Annotated in this window: 17 protein-coding genes; 13 read left to right on the forward strand and 4 right to left on the reverse strand. The window is 50.7% G+C overall.

Translation table 11 applies throughout. The features are described from left to right. Nucleotides 1-54: 54 nt before the first annotated feature. The 8 genes from OCY70_RS08555 to ltrA all read left to right on the forward strand — a co-directional run bounded on the left by OCY70_RS08555 (nucleotide 55) and on the right by ltrA (nucleotide 10,058). Nucleotides 55-818, forward strand: a protein-coding gene (locus OCY70_RS08555) for an IS5 family transposase (RefSeq protein ID WP_261944570.1) whose coding sequence is annotated in 2 segments (ribosomal slippage) — nucleotides 55-376 and nucleotides 376-818 — 765 coding nt in all. Because the reading frame shifts where the segments join, the coding sequence is not laid out codon by codon here. Between the two features lie 35 nt (nucleotides 819-853). Beyond that, the gene (locus tag OCY70_RS08560) at nucleotides 854-1,036 is read left to right on the forward strand and encodes a hypothetical protein (protein WP_213431271.1); all 183 of its coding nucleotides are present in this window, start codon (nucleotides 854-856) and stop codon (nucleotides 1,034-1,036) included. Nucleotides 1,037-1,091: 55 nt separating this feature from the next. Then, nucleotides 1,092-2,822, forward strand: coding sequence for an ABC transporter ATP-binding protein (locus OCY70_RS08565; protein WP_213431270.1), 1,731 nt, complete (start codon nucleotides 1,092-1,094; stop codon nucleotides 2,820-2,822). Continuing rightward, on the forward strand, nucleotides 2,816-4,657 hold the full coding sequence (locus tag OCY70_RS08570) for an ABC transporter ATP-binding protein (protein ID WP_213431269.1): 1,842 nt from the start codon (nucleotides 2,816-2,818) through the stop codon (nucleotides 4,655-4,657). Before OCY70_RS08565 ends, OCY70_RS08570 begins: the two co-directional genes overlap by 7 nt. Nucleotides 4,658-4,902: 245 nt before the next feature. Beyond that, nucleotides 4,903-5,445, forward strand: a complete 543-nt coding sequence (locus OCY70_RS08575; protein ID WP_213431268.1) for a hypothetical protein — start codon at nucleotides 4,903-4,905, stop codon at nucleotides 5,443-5,445. 14 nt (nucleotides 5,446-5,459) lie between these two features. Next, nucleotides 5,460-5,723, forward strand: a complete 264-nt coding sequence (locus OCY70_RS08580; protein WP_213431267.1) for a hypothetical protein — start codon at nucleotides 5,460-5,462, stop codon at nucleotides 5,721-5,723. Between the two features lie 352 nt (nucleotides 5,724-6,075). Continuing rightward, nucleotides 6,076-7,557, forward strand: a complete 1,482-nt coding sequence (locus tag OCY70_RS08585) for an IS5 family transposase (protein ID WP_261944767.1) — start codon at nucleotides 6,076-6,078, stop codon at nucleotides 7,555-7,557. A 707-nt stretch (nucleotides 7,558-8,264) separates the two neighbouring features. Further along, the gene (gene ltrA, locus OCY70_RS08590) at nucleotides 8,265-10,058 is read left to right on the forward strand and encodes a group II intron reverse transcriptase/maturase (protein ID WP_213431462.1); all 1,794 of its coding nucleotides are present in this window, start codon (nucleotides 8,265-8,267) and stop codon (nucleotides 10,056-10,058) included. Nucleotides 10,059-10,518: 460 nt separating this feature from the next. Here the strand turns inward: ltrA and OCY70_RS08595 are convergent, their stop codons facing one another. Genes OCY70_RS08595 through OCY70_RS08605 form a run of 3 tightly spaced genes read right to left on the reverse strand, consistent with a single transcriptional unit; the run spans nucleotide 10,519 to nucleotide 13,214 of the window. Continuing rightward, complete coding sequence (locus OCY70_RS08595; protein WP_213427443.1) at nucleotides 10,519-11,937, reverse strand: ABC transporter substrate-binding protein; 1,419 nt, start codon at nucleotides 11,935-11,937, stop codon at nucleotides 10,519-10,521. Nucleotides 11,938-11,941: 4 nt separating this feature from the next. Further along, complete coding sequence (locus tag OCY70_RS08600; protein ID WP_373871440.1) at nucleotides 11,942-12,433, reverse strand: hypothetical protein; 492 nt, start codon at nucleotides 12,431-12,433, stop codon at nucleotides 11,942-11,944. After that, a complete protein-coding gene (locus tag OCY70_RS08605) occupies nucleotides 12,420-13,214 on the reverse strand; it encodes an ABC transporter substrate-binding protein (protein WP_261944769.1) in 795 nt (264 codons plus the stop codon). Before OCY70_RS08605 ends, OCY70_RS08600 begins: the two co-directional genes overlap by 14 nt. A gap of 110 nt (nucleotides 13,215-13,324) precedes the next feature. Between OCY70_RS08605 and OCY70_RS08610 the strand changes: the two genes are divergently transcribed. The 3 genes from OCY70_RS08610 to OCY70_RS08620 are packed head-to-tail and all read left to right on the forward strand — an operon-like array spanning nucleotide 13,325 to nucleotide 15,231. Beyond that, a complete protein-coding gene (locus tag OCY70_RS08610) occupies nucleotides 13,325-13,930 on the forward strand; it encodes a hypothetical protein (RefSeq protein ID WP_261948758.1) in 606 nt (201 codons plus the stop codon). A 48-nt stretch (nucleotides 13,931-13,978) separates the two neighbouring features. After that, nucleotides 13,979-14,371 carry a hypothetical protein gene (locus OCY70_RS08615; protein ID WP_249724822.1) on the forward strand — a complete coding sequence of 131 codons (393 nt, stop codon included), beginning with the start codon at nucleotides 13,979-13,981 and terminating at the stop codon, nucleotides 14,369-14,371. Further along, on the forward strand, nucleotides 14,368-15,231 hold the full coding sequence (locus tag OCY70_RS08620) for a LuxR C-terminal-related transcriptional regulator (RefSeq protein WP_249724825.1): 864 nt from the start codon (nucleotides 14,368-14,370) through the stop codon (nucleotides 15,229-15,231). The genes OCY70_RS08615 and OCY70_RS08620 overlap by 4 nt, the downstream gene beginning before the upstream one ends. Before the next feature lie 111 nt (nucleotides 15,232-15,342). On the opposite strand, the gene OCY70_RS08625 is transcribed toward OCY70_RS08620, so the two are convergent. Then, on the reverse strand, nucleotides 15,343-16,278 hold the full coding sequence (locus OCY70_RS08625) for a DMT family transporter (protein ID WP_213427444.1): 936 nt from the start codon (nucleotides 16,276-16,278) through the stop codon (nucleotides 15,343-15,345). Nucleotides 16,279-16,379: 101 nt separating this feature from the next. On the opposite strand from OCY70_RS08625, the gene OCY70_RS08630 reads away from it, so the two are divergent. Both OCY70_RS08630 and OCY70_RS08635 read left to right on the forward strand, forming a co-directional pair. Beyond that, nucleotides 16,380-17,732, forward strand: coding sequence for an aminotransferase-like domain-containing protein (locus OCY70_RS08630; RefSeq protein WP_213427445.1), 1,353 nt, complete (start codon nucleotides 16,380-16,382; stop codon nucleotides 17,730-17,732). 361 nt (nucleotides 17,733-18,093) lie between these two features. Continuing rightward, on the forward strand, nucleotides 18,094-18,912 hold the full coding sequence (locus tag OCY70_RS08635) for an MIP/aquaporin family protein (protein ID WP_213427446.1): 819 nt from the start codon (nucleotides 18,094-18,096) through the stop codon (nucleotides 18,910-18,912). Nucleotides 18,913-18,955: the final 43 nt, after the last annotated feature.

Here is an 18,955-nt window from a genome sequence, read left to right on the forward strand (position 1 = left end):
CTAGGGCGTGTACGCAAACTATCGAAATAGCCAAATATCTGGTAAACTTATCCTATGAGAAGACGATATGAGATACGAGATGACCAATGGGAACGACTCAAAGACCTCTTGCCACCGGAACGGAAACCACAGGGTGGACGTCCGGCAATCGATAACCGAAAAATGTTCAATGCCATGCTTTGGGTGATTCGTTCTGGTGCGCCTTGGCGAGACTTGCCAGAGCATTATGGCTCCTGGAGCAGTGTCTACAGTCGTTTCCGCCGCTGGGAGAAAGCAGGCATCTTTGATCGAATGCTAGACGTTCTGGCTGCCAATCCCGATGACGAAAGTGTTATGCTCGATGCTTCCATCGTTCGTGTTCACCAACACGGCGCGGGGGCAAAAGGGGGCAGCAATTCCAAGCCATCGGACGATCACGCGGAGGATTAACCAGCAAGATTCATGCCGTTGTAGACGGCCTTGGCAATCCGCTACGCTTCGAAGTAACCGCAGGCAACATCAATGATTGTGTAACGGGTTATGAGATCCTGCAAACCCAAGACATACAAGGTAAACATGTTTTGGCGGATCGCGGATACGATACCGATAAAATCATTGCGCTTTTGGAAGAGAAACTGGCCCATTCCGTCATTCCCAGTAAGAAGAATCGCACGATCCAACGTACAACCGACTGGTGGTTGTATAAAGAGCGTCATCTGGTCGAATGCCTGTTCAACAAACTCAAACATAATCGTCGGCTGGCAACTCGGTACGATAAATTGGCCTGTACTTTTGTTGCCTTCTTAAAGCTGGCCTCTTCCATGATCTGGTTGGCTTAAGGTTTGCATACACGCCCTAGAATGAATGTACGAAAATGTGCCAGGACACGATTGTGCGGCATGCGGGCATCATCCCCCGCCCGGCATGGCAGCTTCATCGGGATCGGAAGGCGATGGCGCAGGCCTCAATGATGGCCTGTCATCTGCTGCGATGGAAGCGCTTCGCCGGCAGGCTGGATACCGATAATCGATTTATATCCGGGGGAGGGACCGGTTAAGGACTGCCTTGCGCAGCATGACGGTTCCGTCCCGGCTTGGGGAAGGAGAGTGTGAATGAGGAAAATACTATCATTTCTGCGCCCCTATCGGGGGCCGATGGTTTTCGCGCTGGCCCTCATGCTGATGGAGTTAGCCGTGGATCTGTGGCTCCCGCTGCTCATGGCTCGAATTATTAATGAGGGGATTGTAGCCCATCAACTCCCCGCGGTGGTGCAGTGGGGAGGGCTGATGGTCGGCTTGGTGTTGTTCGGCTTCGTATGCGGCATCGTCAACTCGTACTATGCGGCGCATGTGAGCCAGAACTTCGGCTATGATATCCGGAAGCACCTGTTCGAGAAAATTCAGTCCTTCTCGTTTGCCAATTTCAGCCGCTTCCCGACCGCGACGCTGATTACGCGGGTGACGTCGGACGTGACGACGATGCAGAACGTCGTGTTCATGGGGCTGCGCATCATGATGAGGGCGCCGCTAATGATGATCGGCGGCCTCGTGATGGCGCTGCTGGTCAACGTCAGGCTGGCGCTCATTCTGGCCGTCGTCACGCCGGTGCTGTTCATCTTGCTCGTCTGGCTGATGAACAAGGCGTTCCTCCTGTTCCGCTCGGTGCAGGAGCGCTTGGACCGGGTGAATGGGGTGCTCCGCGAGAACCTGTTCGGCATGCGGCTCATCAAGGCGTTCGTTCGCGATAAGCATGAAGTGGAACGGTTCGAGGAGGCGAACGGGCAGCTGATGGATCGGACGGTCGCCGCGCTGCGCCTGATTGAGTTCACGGTTCCGCTCCTCCTGGTGCTGATGAACGGCAGCATTCTGTTCGTGCTGTGGTATGGCGGGCTGGGCGTACAGATCGGCAGCACCGACCTCGGCGAAGTGGTGGCTATCGTCAATTACACGACGCGGATTACGGGAGCGCTGTCGATGGTCTCCATGATTATGATGAATCTGTCGCGCGCCAAGGCGTCCGCCCAACGGATAGCCGATGTGCTGCAGAGCGAGGTCGACGTGACGGATGCGGCCGATGCCGATCCGGATGCGGCGGTAAGCAAAGGCCGCGTGGAATTCCAGCACGTCACCTTCCGCTATCCGGACACCGAGGCACCTGTGCTGCAGGACGTGTCGTTCACGGTACGATCGGGTGAGACGATAGCGATCATGGGAGCGACCGGCTCCGGGAAATCATCCCTGTTCCAGCTGATTCCGCGGCTGTACGATGTCAGCAAGGGACGCGTCCTGCTGGACGGGATGGACGTTCGCTCCATGACGATGGAGCAGCTCCGCCGCCACATCGGTTATGTGCCGCAGGAGGTCATGCTGTTCAGCGGCACGGTGCGGGACAATATCCGCTGGGGCAAGCAGGATGCCTCCGATGACGAGGTCATGGAGGCGGCACACCGCGCCCAGATTCATGACACGATTATGAAGCTTCCCCGCCAATATGACACGATGCTCGGGCAGAAGGGGATCAATCTGTCCGGCGGACAGAAGCAGCGGCTGTCGATTGCCCGGGCGCTGATCCGGAAGCCGAAGCTGCTCCTGCTGGATGACAGCACGAGCGCGCTTGATGTGAAGACCGAGGCCCGGCTGCTGGAGGCATTGGGGGCCAATCCTTGCACGACACTGATTATTACGCAGAAAATCAGCACCGCCCTCCAGGCGGATGCCGTGATTCTCATCGATGACGGACGCATATTGGATCAGGGAAGCCATGACGAGCTGATGCGCCGCAGCGAACTGTACCGGCGCATCGTGCAGTCCCAGTTCGAGCGAGGGGAGGGAGTTCCATGCTGAGACTGAAGCTGCCGGAGAAGCCCGGCAGGACCGCTGCGGACCGGGGCGGAGGCGGAACGGCGGCCGGCAGCCCTTCGAAGAAGAAGCCCCGGGCCAAGGACTGGTCAGGCACGCTGCTTCGCATATGGCGTTACATGTCCGGCCACACAGGACTGCTGGCCCTTATTTTCCTTATGGTGTTGCTGACGTCGGGGCTTGGCTTGCTCGGTCCCTTCCTGGTCGGGTATGCGATCGACCATTATATCAAGACGCAGGAAGGCGGCAACTTCCTGCTGCTCCTCGTCCTGCTCGGCGCCGTGTACCTGCTGTATTCGGCCGCTCTCTTCCTGCAGAACTACTGGATGATCGGCGTGGCGCAGAAGGCGGTCTACGCCATGCGCTCCGATCTGTTCGGGAAGCTCCACACGCTGCCGGTCCAGTTCTATACGAAGCGGCAGCATGGCGAGCTGATGAGCCGGATTACGAACGATATCGACAATGTGAGCCAGACGCTGAACAGCTCGTTCATTCAGCTCTCCTCCAGCATTCTGACCTTCGTCGGCATGCTGACGCTAATGCTGTGGCTGAGTCCGCTGCTGACGCTGATCACGCTGACGATTGTGCCGCTTATGTTCCTCGGCATGAGATGGATTACGCGGCGGACCGGACGGTTTTTCAAGGAGCAGCAGCGCAATCTTGGGGAGATGAACGGGTTCATCGAGGAGACGTTCTCGGGGCAGAAGATCGTGAAGAGCTTCTCGCAGGAGCAAAAAGTCATTCAGGAGTTCGCCGAGAAGAGCGAACGGTTGAAGGCTTCCGGGTATTGGGCCCAGACCTATTCGGGCTTCATTCCGAAGCTGATGAACGTGCTGAACAATATGAGCTTCGCCATCATTGCGGGAGCGGGCGGCGTGCTGGCGCTCCATGGGCTCGTCTCGATCGGGGTCATCGTAACCTTCTCCGAGTACGCGCGGCAATTCACCCGGCCGCTGAACGATCTGGCGAACCAATTCAATACATTCCTGTCCGCGATTGCGGGGGCGGAGCGGGTATTTGAAGTGCTGGAGGAGCGCGAGGAGGGGCAGGATGAGCAGGATGCGATCCGGCTGCAGCGAGTGCGCGGCGAGATCGAGTTCGTGGATGTCTCGTTCGCCTACGAGAAGGACGGGCGCACCTTGAGGGACGTCTCCTTCCGGGCGGAGCCCGGCCAGACGATTGCTCTGGTCGGGCCGACCGGGGCTGGCAAGACGACGATTACCCAACTGCTCAGCCGTTTCTATGACTATGACAGCGGCCAGATCTATCTCGACGGCGTCGAGCTGTCCGCCATAGACCGAAAAAATTTGCGCAGCCATATGGGCTTCGTGCTGCAGGATTCCTTCCTGTTCCAGGGCACCATTCGCGACAATATCCGCTATGGCCGGCTGGATGCCACCGACGAGGAGGTCGAGCAGGCCGCGCGGCTGGCGAATGCCCATTCATTCATCATGAAGCTGCCGCAGGGGTACGAGACGGAGCTGAGCCAGGACGGCAGCGGCATTAGCCAGGGCCAGAAGCAGCTGCTGTCGATCGCGCGGGCGGTGCTGGCGGATCCGGCCATTCTCATCCTGGACGAAGCGACGAGCAGCATCGACACGATTACGGAGATGAAGATTCAGGAGGCACTGTACCGGCTGATGGAGGGGCGAACGAGTATCGTTATCGCGCACCGTCTGAATACGATTCAGCAGGCAGACTGCATCCTCGTGCTGGAGGACGGACGCATCATCGAGCAGGGAAGCCACGAGTCGCTGCTGCGGCAGCAGGGCTTCTACCACGGCTTGGTGCAGAGCCAGTTCCGGCGCCAATCGGGATAGTAGACGCTGCGCCGGGTGACAGGATTCACATCCGGTGCAGGCATTTCCTGAAATGGATTGATCCGAATTGGGTGAATTTTTGTTGTTCCTTTTTCTTTGAAGTGATCGCCAATTCGTTCTTTTCTTCATGCTGTAATAATAATGATAAATATTATAATGAATTAAAAAATGGGAAAAGTTGTTTAAAACTTTCCCTGATGATGGTAAGGTAAAGGCGGATAGAGAAATGGAGGTCATTTAAATAAATGAATCGTAAGTTAGTGATCCGTCTGGCTTTTATTTTGTTAATCCTTCTTATTATTACGCTTGTTGATTATTTTGGAAGAGATAAATATGAAGTGATAACAAAATCACAGATAGAACATATTGTAGCTACAGAGGGAATCACCGTATTGGCGGAGGAACGGTTAAATGAGCGGAATAAACCTGCCGCTCTTATCTTTTATGAGAAGGAAATCTATATCGGTTCCTATAGTGTTTTCAACAGAAACGGAAAAATCGAGTATGCGAAGACGTTGACCACACATAAAAGAAGGGAAAAGTCGGTAGAGGTGCTTGGCGCAGACGGGGGATACTCCTATGTTATGCTCAGAGTAAATGATAAAAGTATCCAAGAAAAAATGAAAAGAATAGTAGTTACATTTGGCAATAAAGAGGTCATTAAAGACACAAGTCCAAATCAATTCAGTTACATTATTGTACACGATGAGGATACTCATGGCATGAGCTTACAAACAAACATTACTATATATGGAGAAAAAGATGAAATACTATATAATTGGGATTAAGAGGTTGTTCGATTATGAAAAGAAAGATAACATTTCTTATGGTTATATTTTTTTCGTTGGGAATTATCATCTTCTTTTCAAACTATAAACAAGTAAATAACAGTAATGCAAATTCAGATTTAATCAAAATCGATTTATATGATTTTTTTTATACTACTCAGGCGATTAGTAAAATTGGTAATCAAGAACTTGACAAATCATATGCTGATTTATTAAAAAATTATGAGGTCGAGCAATTTTTTTACGATGGAAATAACGGAGCTCTATATGATTTATAGTTATATACTCATTCAGTTGAAGCCAATAAATTAGCTAGCAAGAAGGCATCGAATATCATTAGGTTTGTCAATTCTTTGCAATCTAATGACGGTTATTTTCTATTATATAATACTCAAGATAAAAATATGAAGGATACAAATTATTTATTAAGTACAAAAATGGCGACGGATATTTACCGACAATTTGGTCATAGCATTCCAAATTAAAATAAATTAGAGCAATGGTTAAATAGGGCTTGCTGAACAATCATTTTTCAAAGGTTTTACAAGGATTTCTGGACTCTAACTCGAAATAAAATGCAAGGAGAATGCGAATTTCTTGCAAAAAATCGTGCACGTGGAGTGAGCCGACATGTATCGTAGAACCGAAAGCCAGCTTCAGTTGTTCGAAGATTTCTACTTGCCGTTTGGCGGTAAATTAAATAAGGAGAACCGTTGGGTTCAACTGGCCGCTATCATCCCGTGGTGGCGGGCAGAAGAATTCTACGCGAAGTCGTTCAAGAAATCAATGCGCGGTCAGATCCCTTTGTCTGTTCGTATGGCTTTGGGAGCGCTGTACATTCAGGAACGTATGCAGCTCGATGATCGAGAGACGGTCCAGCAGATCGCCGAAAATCCGTACTACCAGTACTTCCTTGGGCTGCCGGCGTTCCAAGATAAGCCTCCGTTCCATCACTCGCTGTTGACCCATTTCCGCAAGCGATTGGGTGCGGATGTCATTGAACGAATCAACGATTGGATTTTGGAAGAGGACGCAGAGCGAAAGAAGCAGGAACAAAACAAGAGCGATCCTCAAGATCCTCCAGGCAGCGGCCATGGCTCTGATGGAACATCCGTTAATGAAGACGGCAAAAGCAAAGAGAAACCATGCAACAAAGGCACCTTGATGCTCGACGCGACCTGCGCACCGGCCGACATCTCGTATCCGACCGATTTGAAATTATTGAACGAGGCGCGGGAAAAACTCGAAGCGATCATCGATGTTCTGCACGAGCCTTTCGTCGGGAAGGCCAAGAAACCGAGAACGTATCGTCAAACCGCCCGCAAACGCTACCTCGAGATCGCCAAGAAACGGCGAACGGGTGCCAAATCCATCCGGAAAGCGGTTGGCAAACAGCTTCGTTATGTTTCGCGTAATCTTCGCATCATCGAAATGCTGGCAGCGAAAAGCAGCTTGAATCAACTGGGTTCGCAGCAGTATCGGCAATTGCTCGTCATTTCCGAGCTGTATCGTCAACAACAAGAGATGTACGACAAACGGACACACTCGGTGGAAGATCGAATCGTCAGTCTTTCCCAACCGCATGTACGGCCGATTGTCCGCGGGAAAGTGAATGCTCCCGTCGAGTTTGGAGCAAAGCTGGCGATCAGTCTGGTGGACGGTTACGCTCGAATGGAGAAGCTGTCCTGGGATAACTTCAACGAAAGCATGACACTGAAAGCTTCCGTGGAGTCGTTCGTCCAGCGATATGGGTGTTATCCGGAAGCCATTCTAGCCGACCAAATCTACCGAAATCGGGAGAACCTTCGCTATTGTAAGGAGCACGGCATCCGTTTGAGTGGTCCAAACTTAGGGCGTCCGAAGAAAGAAGCGGAACCCGATCGGAACCAGGCCAGACAGGATGCTTCAATGCGTAACGCAATCGAAGGAAAATTCGGAGAAGGCAAACGCTCCTACGGACTGGGGCGTATTCGAGCACGCCTTCGAGAGACAAGCGAAACGGTCATTGCCCTGCAACTGCTTGTTATGAATCTCGAACGCAAGCTGCGCGTTCTCTTTTTGCCGATTTTCAGACTGCTGCTGAATCTGTGCCGTCAGCCTCTGTGGGCCTAAAAGGCAATATGTGTGCGACTTGTTTTGCTATAACTGAATAACTTCAGGAAAAGCAAGGACTTTATAAAGAAAAGTCTAACTTTCTATCCGAGAACAGGAATGAGGAATCCATGTTTTCCAAAACTGTTCCGTTGAGACTCCTACATGCGTCTTGTTCGGCAGGGCATGAGGTATGAAGCTAGGTGAAGTCGGCAGAAGGAAGCTGGAGCCACCAATCAAGGAAGGTATGCTTACTGATATGCCGGACGGCTGAAAAATTGCCTATGGTGAGAATGTTCAAAGGGGAACTGACGAAACTCCGAATGTAAGAATCTAAATGCCTACCTAATGGAAACATGTTGACCAATGAATGTTGGGGCAAGTGGCGTAAAGTACAATTACATGTTAGGAAATACGCTATACCGAACAATGGCGGTATCAAGCTTGCAGGTTCAAAGGAGTCACCTAAGGGCAGTATGCATAGCTAGGATAGAAGGAACAAGGAAAGCAAGGGACGTTGCAACAATGGACTGCCGTCCAAGACGGTTGCTATAAGGTTACACCGAAATGCATTTACCCTTGTGAGAGTAGGGGCACGACCAATGAAACTTCCGTAATAGAAGTGGAGGAACAGCCCTGAGTCTTGTTACTTGACAACAACTTTCCAAAAGTGAACTGTATCGGTCGGGTATGAATGTGGGGACAATCTCTGCAAGGGGGTTGCCACAATACAGGCTCTGCGTTATTGGGATTACTATAATCTAACAGATACCTTTACAGACTTACACGAGCAGGCCAAGCAAGGAAAAACATTCAAACGTCTCTATGAACTAATCACATCAAGAGAAAATATCCTTCTTGCTTACCGTACAATCAAGTCAAATAAGGGATCTAAAACAGCAGGAACAGATGGCAAAACAATCGAGAATCTTAAAACAATGACAGACAGCGATCTTGTGAACCTTGTTAAAACAAAACTTAAGAATTACCAACCTAAAAAGGTTAGACGGGTCTTTATTCCAAAACCTAATGGGAGAAAGAGACCACTGGGAATTCCATGCATTCTAGATCGGCTAATACAGCAGTGCTTTAAGCAAGTACTTGAACCAATCGCCGAGGCGCACTTTTATAAACATAGTTATGGGTTCAGACCATTGCGCTCCACCCATAATGCATTGGCTAGAGTTCAATTTTTGATTAATAACGGGGGACTTCACTTTATCGTAGACATCGATATCAAAGGATTCTTCGATAACATTAATCATTCAACCTTGCTAAAGCAGATATGGAATCTTGGAATACACGATCGTAAGGTTTTACGGATTATCAGTCGAATGCTAAAAGCTGTAATAGAAGGTGAAGGTACTCCTGTAAAAGGAACCCCACAAGGAGGAATTTTATCCCCTTTACTTTCTAACATTGCACTGCACGATCTTGATACTTGGGTAGCTGGACAATGGGAGAATTTCCAAACAAAACATGCATATACGAAGAGGAATAAATATAATGCTCTTAAGAAGTCAAAGCTTAAAGAAGGATTCATCGTCAGATACGCCGATGACTTCAAAATCCTCTGTCGTGATTGGAAAACGGCCCAAAAATGGTTCCATGCCGTAAAACTTTATTTGAAAGATCGCCTTAAGTTGGACATTTCCCCTGAGAAATCAAAAATTCTGAATTTGAGGAAACAGAAATCTGAATTTCTCGGCTTTACAATTAAAGCTACAATGAAGGGGAAAAAGGCAGTTGCACATACCGGTGTGATTGAGAAGAAAAAACAACAGATTAAGATACAATATAAGAAACTTATTCAACATATTCAACAATCACCCTCAGCCGGTAATGTGCACAAATTCAATAGTTTTGTTCTCGGGATTCACAATTACTTTAGGAAAGCAACGCATGTGTTCATTGAGTTCTCACGACTTGCCTATGACCTGAAAAAGTTCACTTATAATCGTTTGAAACGGGCTGGTAAATACGAACATCCTGATAATCCACCTCCGACATATAGGAAGTTTTACTCAACCAGTTATCGCACGTTCAAGGTGGATGGAGTCTACTTATACCCGATAGTAGATGTAACTACCTCTAACAATCTGAACTTCAGTCAAGAGATAACTCCATTTACTGTCGAGGGGCGGAAGAGGATTACTAGAAAACTGGTTGGATTTGTACAATCAGAAATCATTATATTAATGAAATCAGACAATCCTCAACGCAGTGCAGAATACTTGGATAATCGGATTAGTAGGTACAGTATGGTCATGGGAAAATGCGAGATCACAGGTATATTCCTTTATGCAGACGATGTGCACTGTCATCATTATCTTCCAACTTACCTTGGTGGAGATGACAGCTACAATAACCTGAGGATCCTTCATCAAGATGTCCATACACTTATTCATGCCACAAACCAGGAAACGATTATGAAACTCATAAACATGCTTGGCCTAACAGGCAGCATGATTAAAAAGGTAAACCAATACCGCAAAATGAGTAACTTGGGCACTGTTGTTTAATTCAAGTAGCAAGATGGAACGCCGTGTGCGGTGAAAGTCGCATGCACGGTGTGGAGGTGGGGAAAAGGTGGCGAGCTATTCAAAGCCTTACCTATACCTATTCAGCAAGCCCTAAATAGTTTACTTCAAAATATAAAGAAGAGAATGAAGATTTTATTTCATTGGGAAGTATAATATATTTGGCTAAAGAAATTGAACATAATATATACATAGATGATTATAAACCAGAAAATTATTCAAATTATGCTCGATTTATAAATCACCTTAGTGAATATATCTCCTGGACGGAACGGTAATTTTTTTACTCACTTGTATTAATGCTGTCCGAGGTTGCTACAAGTGAATCATGCCGTCTAGCAAAAAGGGGCCTCACAAGAGGGCAAAGAGGAGACGTATACGCCAAGGGAAGCCCGATGCGAATCCGGCACCGGGCTTGTTCCAATAGAGATGAATGAACCCGTTATTTCTCTTCCGTCCGGGCATTGAAGGAATCAAGCTCCGCCTGGCCTCGTGTCTGAATTTTCTGTACGGCCTGCTCCACATTCTGCTTGCCCGCTGCGATCGATTCGAGTTCTTCCCTTACGATCTCTGCGAACGATGTCCGGAATGCAGGCGGGACTTGGCGGATTTGCCGCTGTTCTTCTTCGCTCTGTGGTTTGACTTTATAGAATGCCTCCATCTCTTCAGGGTTGAAATGGCCGTAGCGGTCTTTATTGTATGCGATACGTGCCAGCAAATTACCCCCGTCTTTGGACCGAGATTTCGCTTTTGCCCATTCGTCGCCGTTGATGAACTTCACAAGCTCCCAGGCTGCTGCCTTGGCGGTAGAGTCGGCGCCGATGCCGTACATTTCAAACACCGTGATATCGTTCGCGGATTGCGGATTTACGGGATCGATCGGAACCGGTACGATTCCCCAACGCAGCGGCTCTTCCGGGGGAATGGAATTTTCCCTGATTTGGTTCATACCTTGCAAGTCCCCCGCTATAGAATCGCCCATGACGACCATGGCGGCTCTGCCCGATAGGAACGGATCATCGACCAGCATCCTGCTTAGATCAACCGCCACAGGAAAATAGACAGAATTGGAGTTCATGCTCCGCACAGTCAGCTTCGTTATCCGCTTCCAGCCGTCCGAGTCGAACAGCAATCGTGTCCCCGCAGCATCGATCAATGCGATCTGCTCGGTCTTGGCGATGCTCTCCATGAGCGCAAATATAGAACTATCGCTAGAGAATGGCTGAGTAAACCCGTATATCCGTTCTTCAGGGGAACCATCAACCGGAAAGCGCGCAGCTAAATCAAGCACTTGTTCCCAGGTCATCTTATCCTGGGACGGCGTAACCCCGTACCGCTCAAATAAGTCCTTGTTATAGTATAGGGCCCAACTCATAAATGTTGGGGACAGACCGTACAGCGTTCCGCGGCCCTTCATTTTAATCGCGTCGATAACTGGGGGATAAATCCCGTCCAGCGAAAACTTGTCCCGTTGAATCCATGGCGCCAAATCAATGAGCTTACCCGCAGCCGCTACCGTTTCGAATCTGACGGGACCAAGTTTCAGAACATCAGGCCGTTCTTTCGCGATATAGGCAAGCAATGCCTGTTCATTCTCTTTTGCCGTTAACTCGGGATTATACTCCGGCTCCTTGATGATGTGAAAATCGACATTCGGATATTTGAGTTGAAACTGCTCGCCGAACCGATTATAGAACTCCTCCTCCACTCCCGACTCGAATCCCGAATCGTACATGATTGTTAAGGTAACGGGCTTGTTCGGGTCGAAGGGCTCGGTATGCTTGTCGGCACAGCCTTGCAGGAGCAGGATTAAGCCGATGAGCAGCCATGCGATGTTCGGTTCGCGAAGCCGGTTCTTCATGGTCTTATTTTCCCTTCTTGGCCCATGCTTGATCTAGTTCAGACTGTAATTTCGTGTGAAGTCCGGTCAACATGGAATCAAGGCTCTGTTTGCCATTCAAGACGGATTTGAATGCCGCATCCCCTTCTTTCAGAAAAACTTGCCAGATGTCCGCCTGGTTCGGATCATACATCGTTTTGACCGGAGCCAGCTGGTAGAGGCCGCTAAGGTCGACTTTATTGTTCCACTTCTTGCAGCATTCGTTCGTCGGCACTCCTGACATGAATTCGCCATCCTTTAGGTACCCTTTGGCAGAATCGTCACTGTTAACGAACTCAATGAACTTCCAAGCCGCATCCGCATGCTTCGACTCGGCGCTAATGCCGAACATATGATTTGCTCCGTATGCCGAACTGATCGGACGGGCGGGATTCACTGGCTCGGATACAACGCCCCACTCGAACTTGATGTTTTGCAGCTTAATCGAGCGAAGAAAGAAAGAATCAGATACCGTCATTACCGCGTTGCCTGCTAGAAAGGCCTCTTTTTCCGTCGTGATTGCATTTTTTTTGGCAACCTTGAGCACCATCTCGAAGATCGGTTTCCACTTCTTGGTGTTGATGATTATGTTCTTGCCGCCCTTGCTGACATCCCGGTATGTCAGATTTATAGGAGCGTGCGATTGTGTCTGCCAAAGAGAATAAATGATAATCATAATCAAACCCTTCAACCTTATCCGAGCCCGCTTTGTTCTTGATTTCCGCGGCTAGATCCATCACTTCCGCCCAGCTCATTTTGTTTTTCGGGTACTTGATCTTGTATTTATCGAATAGGGTTTTGATATAAAACAGGCCTTTGGTCATAAATGTCGGCGAAAGCGTGTAGAGTTTGCCTTTTACTTTCATGGAATTCACCATATTTTGATTCAAATTGGCCAGCTTGATGGATTTGGATTGAGCAATATAGGGCTCTAAATCGATCAGTCTGCCCTCAGCCACATATTTCTCCAAGCTATCCTTATCGGGCAGCAGCAGATCCGGCTTTTCCTTATCCTCCAGCTTACGCAGTTCATCCCCCCGAAGCACCGATTTCCCGTTTGCGTTTAGTGTCCGGATGACCTTGACTTCAATATTCGGGTACTTGGCCGTAAATGCATCCCCGAACCTCTTGTTAAAGTCTTCTTGGGAGTAGTCCAACACCTTTAAGGTCACTTTCTCGCTGGCCGCTTCCGCATGGACAGGGAGCATAAGCAGAAGAACGCTGCAAATCAGCGTCCATGCCATCAGCTTTGTTTTCAATTCCAACTCCTCCTTCTTCTTGTATAAAAGCATGACCACGTTAAGGTAGCATACGGATTGTCCTGCCCGGTAGGGTCAAAATGTCCCGAGGTTGAAAGTTTGAAAAAGTCATGCGTGCCAGAGCTTTCTTTTTCGGTATTTTCATGGTACATATGAATTTAGAAATCTACTCCAACATAACATTCTATCAATTGGGGCTGTTTTTAATGGATTTGAACAACAAACGCCTTTCCAAGCTGGATGGGTTGGTGATCCTGGCACGCATCTTATTTTTTGTTTGGACTCTTCTTCTTTTAAAAAATGAATATTCGGGATCTTTTCTTACCATCGATGCCGTCCTATTCATTGTGTTATATCTTCAAGTTCCTATTATCTTGCTAGCATTTCGTTATCGGGCGTATATCATTGCCGATGTATTGATTACCGGCGGAGTTTCCATCTACTCCGCTATAGATCTCGGTTTTTACTTCATGTTCTTTCCGGCGGCGTTCACGATGGGGTATTTTCATAGAAATACGAAGAACTGGGTTGTGCCTATGCTTGCCATTGCGACTCCTCCTGTGGCAGCATGCTTCTCGCCGGATGCGTCTTGGGGAGCATCGGTGTTTGGCACTTTGTTTTTAGCGGCATGTATCTACCTCATTGGATCCGGTCTGCGCAAGCTCGGAGATGTTATACGCACGGCCAAGCGCAAACTTGCCGTCATTGAAGAGTAATACGACGTTATCGAAAAGCACCCTTTTCAGACGGAACGGACGCTGCGCTTGGAGGAGCGCTGCCAAGCGGCGCGCGAGACCACGAAGACGGTCTGTCACCTTTTTACGATAGCAGGGTCTGAGTTGGATGCGCTTCGCCAGCATGTCACTTCAGAAGATGGCATGAAGCGCTTAGAATCGCTGAGAGCATCCATCGTGGCAGAGCGGGATCAGCTTCAGGATCAGTTGCGGAGTTTGGAGCAGCCGGGATATGACCTGCCGCTAGAGGCCTTTATTGAAGCGGTCGCAGACGATTGGATCAGACAAGAGGGCGTTCCCGTATCCTTCCGAAAGCTTGGCAGCGCCTATCCGGTCGATCAGGACACGCAGCATTGCACCGTTGTGCATGGGAGGCATTGGCCAATGCCTGTTGGCACGGCCAAGCGGGTTCTATCCACATGATCCTGCAATATGCCCCGACGCATATCACGCTGCAGATAGAGGATAATGGAAAGCGGCTCGATTGGCTGCCATTCGGCTCGGATCTGTCTCCTGTGAAAGAGCGTCTGAACAAGCTGGGAGGCGATATGCATCTTTATACCGGTGTGGACGGAGAAACGGTAATGACCGTAACGGTACCGAGCGAAGCGGCAGCCTCTGTCGAACGGATTGAGATTGTCGTATTGGGAGATCCCCCTGCATGGCGCGAGCAGGTCGCAAGTCTTTTGAACGAAGAACGGGATTTCCGGGCCGTCACGGCGGAGCATGAGGATCAAGCGGCAGAACTCGTAGAGCATACGCAACCCGATATCGTCTTGCTGTCCGTAGATTGGGATGGGACAGACAGGAGAGATTGGATAGGACGCCTCAGGAAAAAAGGGAAGGGAAAAGACATCCGCGTTATCGTTATCGTTAACGAAGGGGAGGAACGTGTTAAGGCGGTGCAGGCGCTTCGCGGCGCGGTTGACGGATATGCATCGCAAGAGGCTGGCGCGAAGGAATTAGCCGCTACCATCCGATTCGTTCATTGCGGCGGCAAGATGATTACGCAAGGAGGGCATGAACCGGCAGGCCAACAAAGGGGAGGCGCACACGCCCCAACCGTTCGCGTATCAAGTGAAAATCCGTTCTCGTTGACAAGCCGGCAGATGGATATTATGAAAGGATTAATGCAAGGGCTTCGTTATAAGGCCATTGCGTCCTGGCTGCATCTGTCGGAACGTACGGTACGGAATTACATGCCTTCTATTTATGCGAAGCTGAATGTAAGCAACCGTGATGAGGCGATGGAGAAGGCGAGGAAGGAATCGTTGATATCCTGAAGGCAGGCCTGTGCGGATATGCATAGGCCCTGCTCATTTTACAATTCCTGGAACCGATTTTCGAAGCCGGTCTCCAGGATGGCTCTTTTGGCCATCGATGCCAACTATTTGTCATGACGCCGAATGGGAAGGATGCTCCTTCGCCTTACGGGCCGCTGGTAGGTTCGTGACGATGACCCCGCCGAGGATGGCGATGCCGCCGAGCACATGATAGTAGCCTAAGCTCTCATGCAGGAACAGGACGCCGGCGATGATCGTAATCAGGGTTGCGATATGGCTGAACACGCTCATTTTGGCCGCCTCGAGGACGGACAAGGCATAGTTCGACAAGAAGGACGTAACCAAGGAAGAGAGGAGACCTAGATAGAGTACGGACAGCAGATACCGCCCATCTGCCATCGGGACCCACCATGATGACAAGGTGCCCTCGACAAGATGGCGGCCGATGGACAGCCCGTTGAATGCGATGAAGCCGAAGCAGGTCATCACGTAGGTCAGCAGCAGCAGCGAATACGCCTTGGTCAAGGAGCGCGCGAAAATATTGTACAGCGCGGCGCACAGGGCCGACAGCAGAATAAGCGAGATTCCGATCAGGCTGAAGCTGGCTCCGCTCATTCCTCCCATGAGCAGCATGAAGATCACGCCAACGGACGATACGGCCAGCGCGATCTTTTGCATAAAGGAGGAGCGCTCGCGCAGCAGGACAGATGCCAGAAAGACGGTCATAATCGGCACGGTCGCCTGGACGATGCCGGCTTCGGACGAAGTCGTGAAGACGAGGCCGAAGGTCTGAAAGACAAAGAACCCGGTTGGATAGAGCAGCGCCAGCGGCATGATTTTGAGCAGATCGGACCAGCGGATGGAAAAGGACGGCCGCTTCACGGCGAGAATCAGCGTGGCGGCGGCAAACGCAATCGTAAACCGGTGGGCCAGCAAATCAAGCGGATTGGCACTCTCCAGCGCTATCGTGACAAATAGGAATGAAAAGCCGATAATACAAGCATAGATAAGCGCGGCGGCGTAAGCTTTAATCAAGGGTTGCTTCATAGTTGGTTCCCTCCTGTCTGGTGGCTTTATTGTACGGAGCGGGACTAGAGGCAACAATATCCGTATTCGCATTCTGTACCGGTACAGAGAGGAGGGGAACCGTGAAGAAATATGAAGCCATCATGCGGGACATCAAGCGGCGGATCGAGGATCTTTCCCTGCGGCCGGGGGAGAAGCTGCCATCGATTCGCGCCTTGGCGCAAGCTTATCAATGCAGCAATAGCACGGTGATCCAGGCGCTGCAGGAGCTGGAGAAGGAGCATGTCATCTACTCGATTCCGCGCAGCGGTCATTATGTCGTGAATAAGGCACAGCCGCAGATGGCCGAGGATGAGGAAGGCTTTGACTTTGCCGCCTCCGCGCCCAATGTGCGGCAGTTTCCGTATGTTCATTTTCAGCATTGCATCAATCAGGCGATCAATCTGTATCAGGATGATTTTTTCGTATACGGCACGCCGAACGGGCTGCCGTCCCTCATTCGGGCGGTGCGCCCCCAACTGGAGTCGTGTCAGGTCTTTGCGAACGAGCGCAATATCGTCATTACGTCCGGAGTTCAACAGGCGCTGGCCCTGCTGAATGCGATGCCTTTGCCGAACGGGAAGACGAAGGTCGTCGTCGAGCAGCCCGGATATCATCTGTTCCTGGCGCATCTGAAGCTTCACCACACGCCGGCCCTCGGCGTGGAGCGGACGGCACGGGGGCTCGACCTTGCCCGTCTGGAAGCGTTGTTCAAGCGCGGGGATGTCCGCTATTTTTACACGATGCCCCGCTTTCACAATCCGTTGGGGACCTCGTTGAGCAATGCCGACAAGCAGCGGATTGTCGAGCTGGCCGACCGGTACGACGTCTATATTATCGAGGATGATTATTTGGCTGATTTCGAGCAGGATGCGGGCCAGATGCCGATGTACTACTACGATACGAATCAGCGGGTCATCTACTTGAAAAGCTACTCCAAAATCATGTTCCCCGGACTTCGCGTCGGCGTCGCCGTGCTGCCGGATGCGCTTGTCGGCGCCTTCCAGCAGCACAAGCTGACGACCGATATCGACAGCTCGATGATCTCCCAGGCCGCTCTGGAGCTCTACATCACCAGCGGCATGTTCTGGCGCCACCGCGCCGAGGTGAGGGAATCGTATATCAGCAAATCAAGGCGGCTGTATGCTTCCTTAAGCAAGCATGTCGAGCCGTTCCTGAAGCCGGGGACGTTCGTGCATCCGCCGTCCGTCTGCATGAAGGCGCATATCGTGCTGCCGAACCGGATCGATATGGGGGCGCTGCTGCGCAAGCTTCGGCAGCGGCATGTCTATGTGGGGGACATGAAGGAGCATTATCTGGAGAGCTGCTACCCCGAGAAAATCATGAAATTGAATGTCTCCAAAGTGCCGGAGGAACGGATCGAAGCGGGCGTTGCTCTGATTGCCGACGAATTGAGCAGGGGGCTGCGCGGATGATTTAGTACAGCGAAGCAAGCCTTCGCAGATGAATTTCCCGGTATCCGAATGAACCGGCCCAAGCCCGCTCCCAAATATAGACTGAAGAACGAAGGCGTGAATTTCGCTCCGCCTCTTCTTGATCGGCGGTGCAGTTCCGAAAAAAATAAGTCCCGGAAATGATAAAAATCATTTGACACCGTTTCCAAAATAGAATAAACTGTGAACTAAGTTAATGATGTTGCGGAGACATGGAGATCTACTTGCAGACGCGCTGATCGCTCTCGAATTGGAGAGTTATCGCGCGGATGGATAGGTAGGTCTTTTTTGCGTTCCCGTCGAATAATGCTATTGATTGACTAGAAGTGAAGGGGGACTTGGAATGTCGGCATTTTGGGGGGAACTGATTGGGACGATGATTTTGATTGCGCTTGGAGGAGGTGTATGTGCGGGCGTATCCTTGAAACGGTCCTATGCGGCGAATTCGGGCTGGATCGTGACCGCGATGGGCTGGGGCCTGGCCGTCGCGATGGCGGCTTATGCGGTCGGTCCGATCAGCGGGGCGCATCTGAATCCGGCGCTTACGGTAGGGATGGCTCTGATCGGCACGTTCCCTTGGGCGGATGTGCCCGCCTATATCGCGGCGCAGCTTCTCGGAGCTATGGCGGGAGCGGTCCTCGTGTATTTGCATTATTTGCCGCATTGGAAGCTGACGGAGGACGCGGCCGCCAAGCTGGGCGTATTCGCGACAGGTCCCGCGGCGCCGCATCTTTTCGGAAATCTGATGAGCGAGATTATCGGGACGTTTATTCTCGTTCTCGGCATTTTGGCGATTGGCGCCAATGAGCTTACCGCCGGGCTCGGCCCGTTCATTGTCGGCTTTCTTATTGTGAGCATCGGCTTGTCGCTGGGCGGAACGACCGGGTACGCGATCAATCCCGCGCGCGACCTCGGCCCGAGAATTATGCATATGCTGCTTCCGATTCCGGGCAAGGGCGGCTCCAATTGGGCATATGCCTGGGTTCCTGTCGCAGGCCCGGTGATTGGGGGCGCATTGGGCGGACTTTTCTACAAAACGGTGTTCCTTGGGCAAGCCGACACCCTCATCTGGGTGGTATCCGGGATCGTCCTCGTCATCGCGGTCATCGCATTGCTCACTTCCCGGCGAGGCGGAAAAGTATCGGCCCAGGCGAAATTATAGGGGCTTCCGTGCAGGTCATGGCGCAGTTCATTATATGGAATGG

The organism is Paenibacillus melissococcoides (genome assembly GCA_944800085.1).
Lineage (GTDB): Bacteria > Bacillota > Bacilli > Paenibacillales > Paenibacillaceae > Paenibacillus_B > Paenibacillus_B melissococcoides.

Coding starts and splice junctions, on each gene's coding strand:
- OCY70_RS08560 (WP_213431271.1), top strand. CDS start 854: ATGTGCCAGGACACGATTGTGCGGCATGCGGGCATCATCCCCCGCCCG.
- OCY70_RS08565 (WP_213431270.1), top strand. CDS start 1,092: ATGAGGAAAATACTATCATTTCTGCGCCCCTATCGGGGGCCGATGGTT.
- OCY70_RS08570 (WP_213431269.1), top strand. CDS start 2,816: ATGCTGAGACTGAAGCTGCCGGAGAAGCCCGGCAGGACCGCTGCGGAC.
- OCY70_RS08575 (WP_213431268.1), top strand. CDS start 4,903: ATGAATCGTAAGTTAGTGATCCGTCTGGCTTTTATTTTGTTAATCCTT.
- OCY70_RS08580 (WP_213431267.1), top strand. CDS start 5,460: ATGAAAAGAAAGATAACATTTCTTATGGTTATATTTTTTTCGTTGGGA.
- OCY70_RS08585 (WP_261944767.1), top strand. CDS start 6,076: ATGTATCGTAGAACCGAAAGCCAGCTTCAGTTGTTCGAAGATTTCTAC.
- OCY70_RS08595 (WP_213427443.1), bottom strand. CDS start 11,937: ATGAAGAACCGGCTTCGCGAACCGAACATCGCATGGCTGCTCATCGGC.
- OCY70_RS08600 (WP_373871440.1), bottom strand. CDS start 12,433: ATGACGGTATCTGATTCTTTCTTTCTTCGCTCGATTAAGCTGCAAAAC.
- OCY70_RS08610 (WP_261948758.1), top strand. CDS start 13,325: ATGCGTGCCAGAGCTTTCTTTTTCGGTATTTTCATGGTACATATGAAT.
- OCY70_RS08620 (WP_249724825.1), top strand. CDS start 14,368: ATGATCCTGCAATATGCCCCGACGCATATCACGCTGCAGATAGAGGAT.
- OCY70_RS08625 (WP_213427444.1), bottom strand. CDS start 16,278: ATGAAGCAACCCTTGATTAAAGCTTACGCCGCCGCGCTTATCTATGCT.
- OCY70_RS08635 (WP_213427446.1), top strand. CDS start 18,094: ATGTCGGCATTTTGGGGGGAACTGATTGGGACGATGATTTTGATTGCG.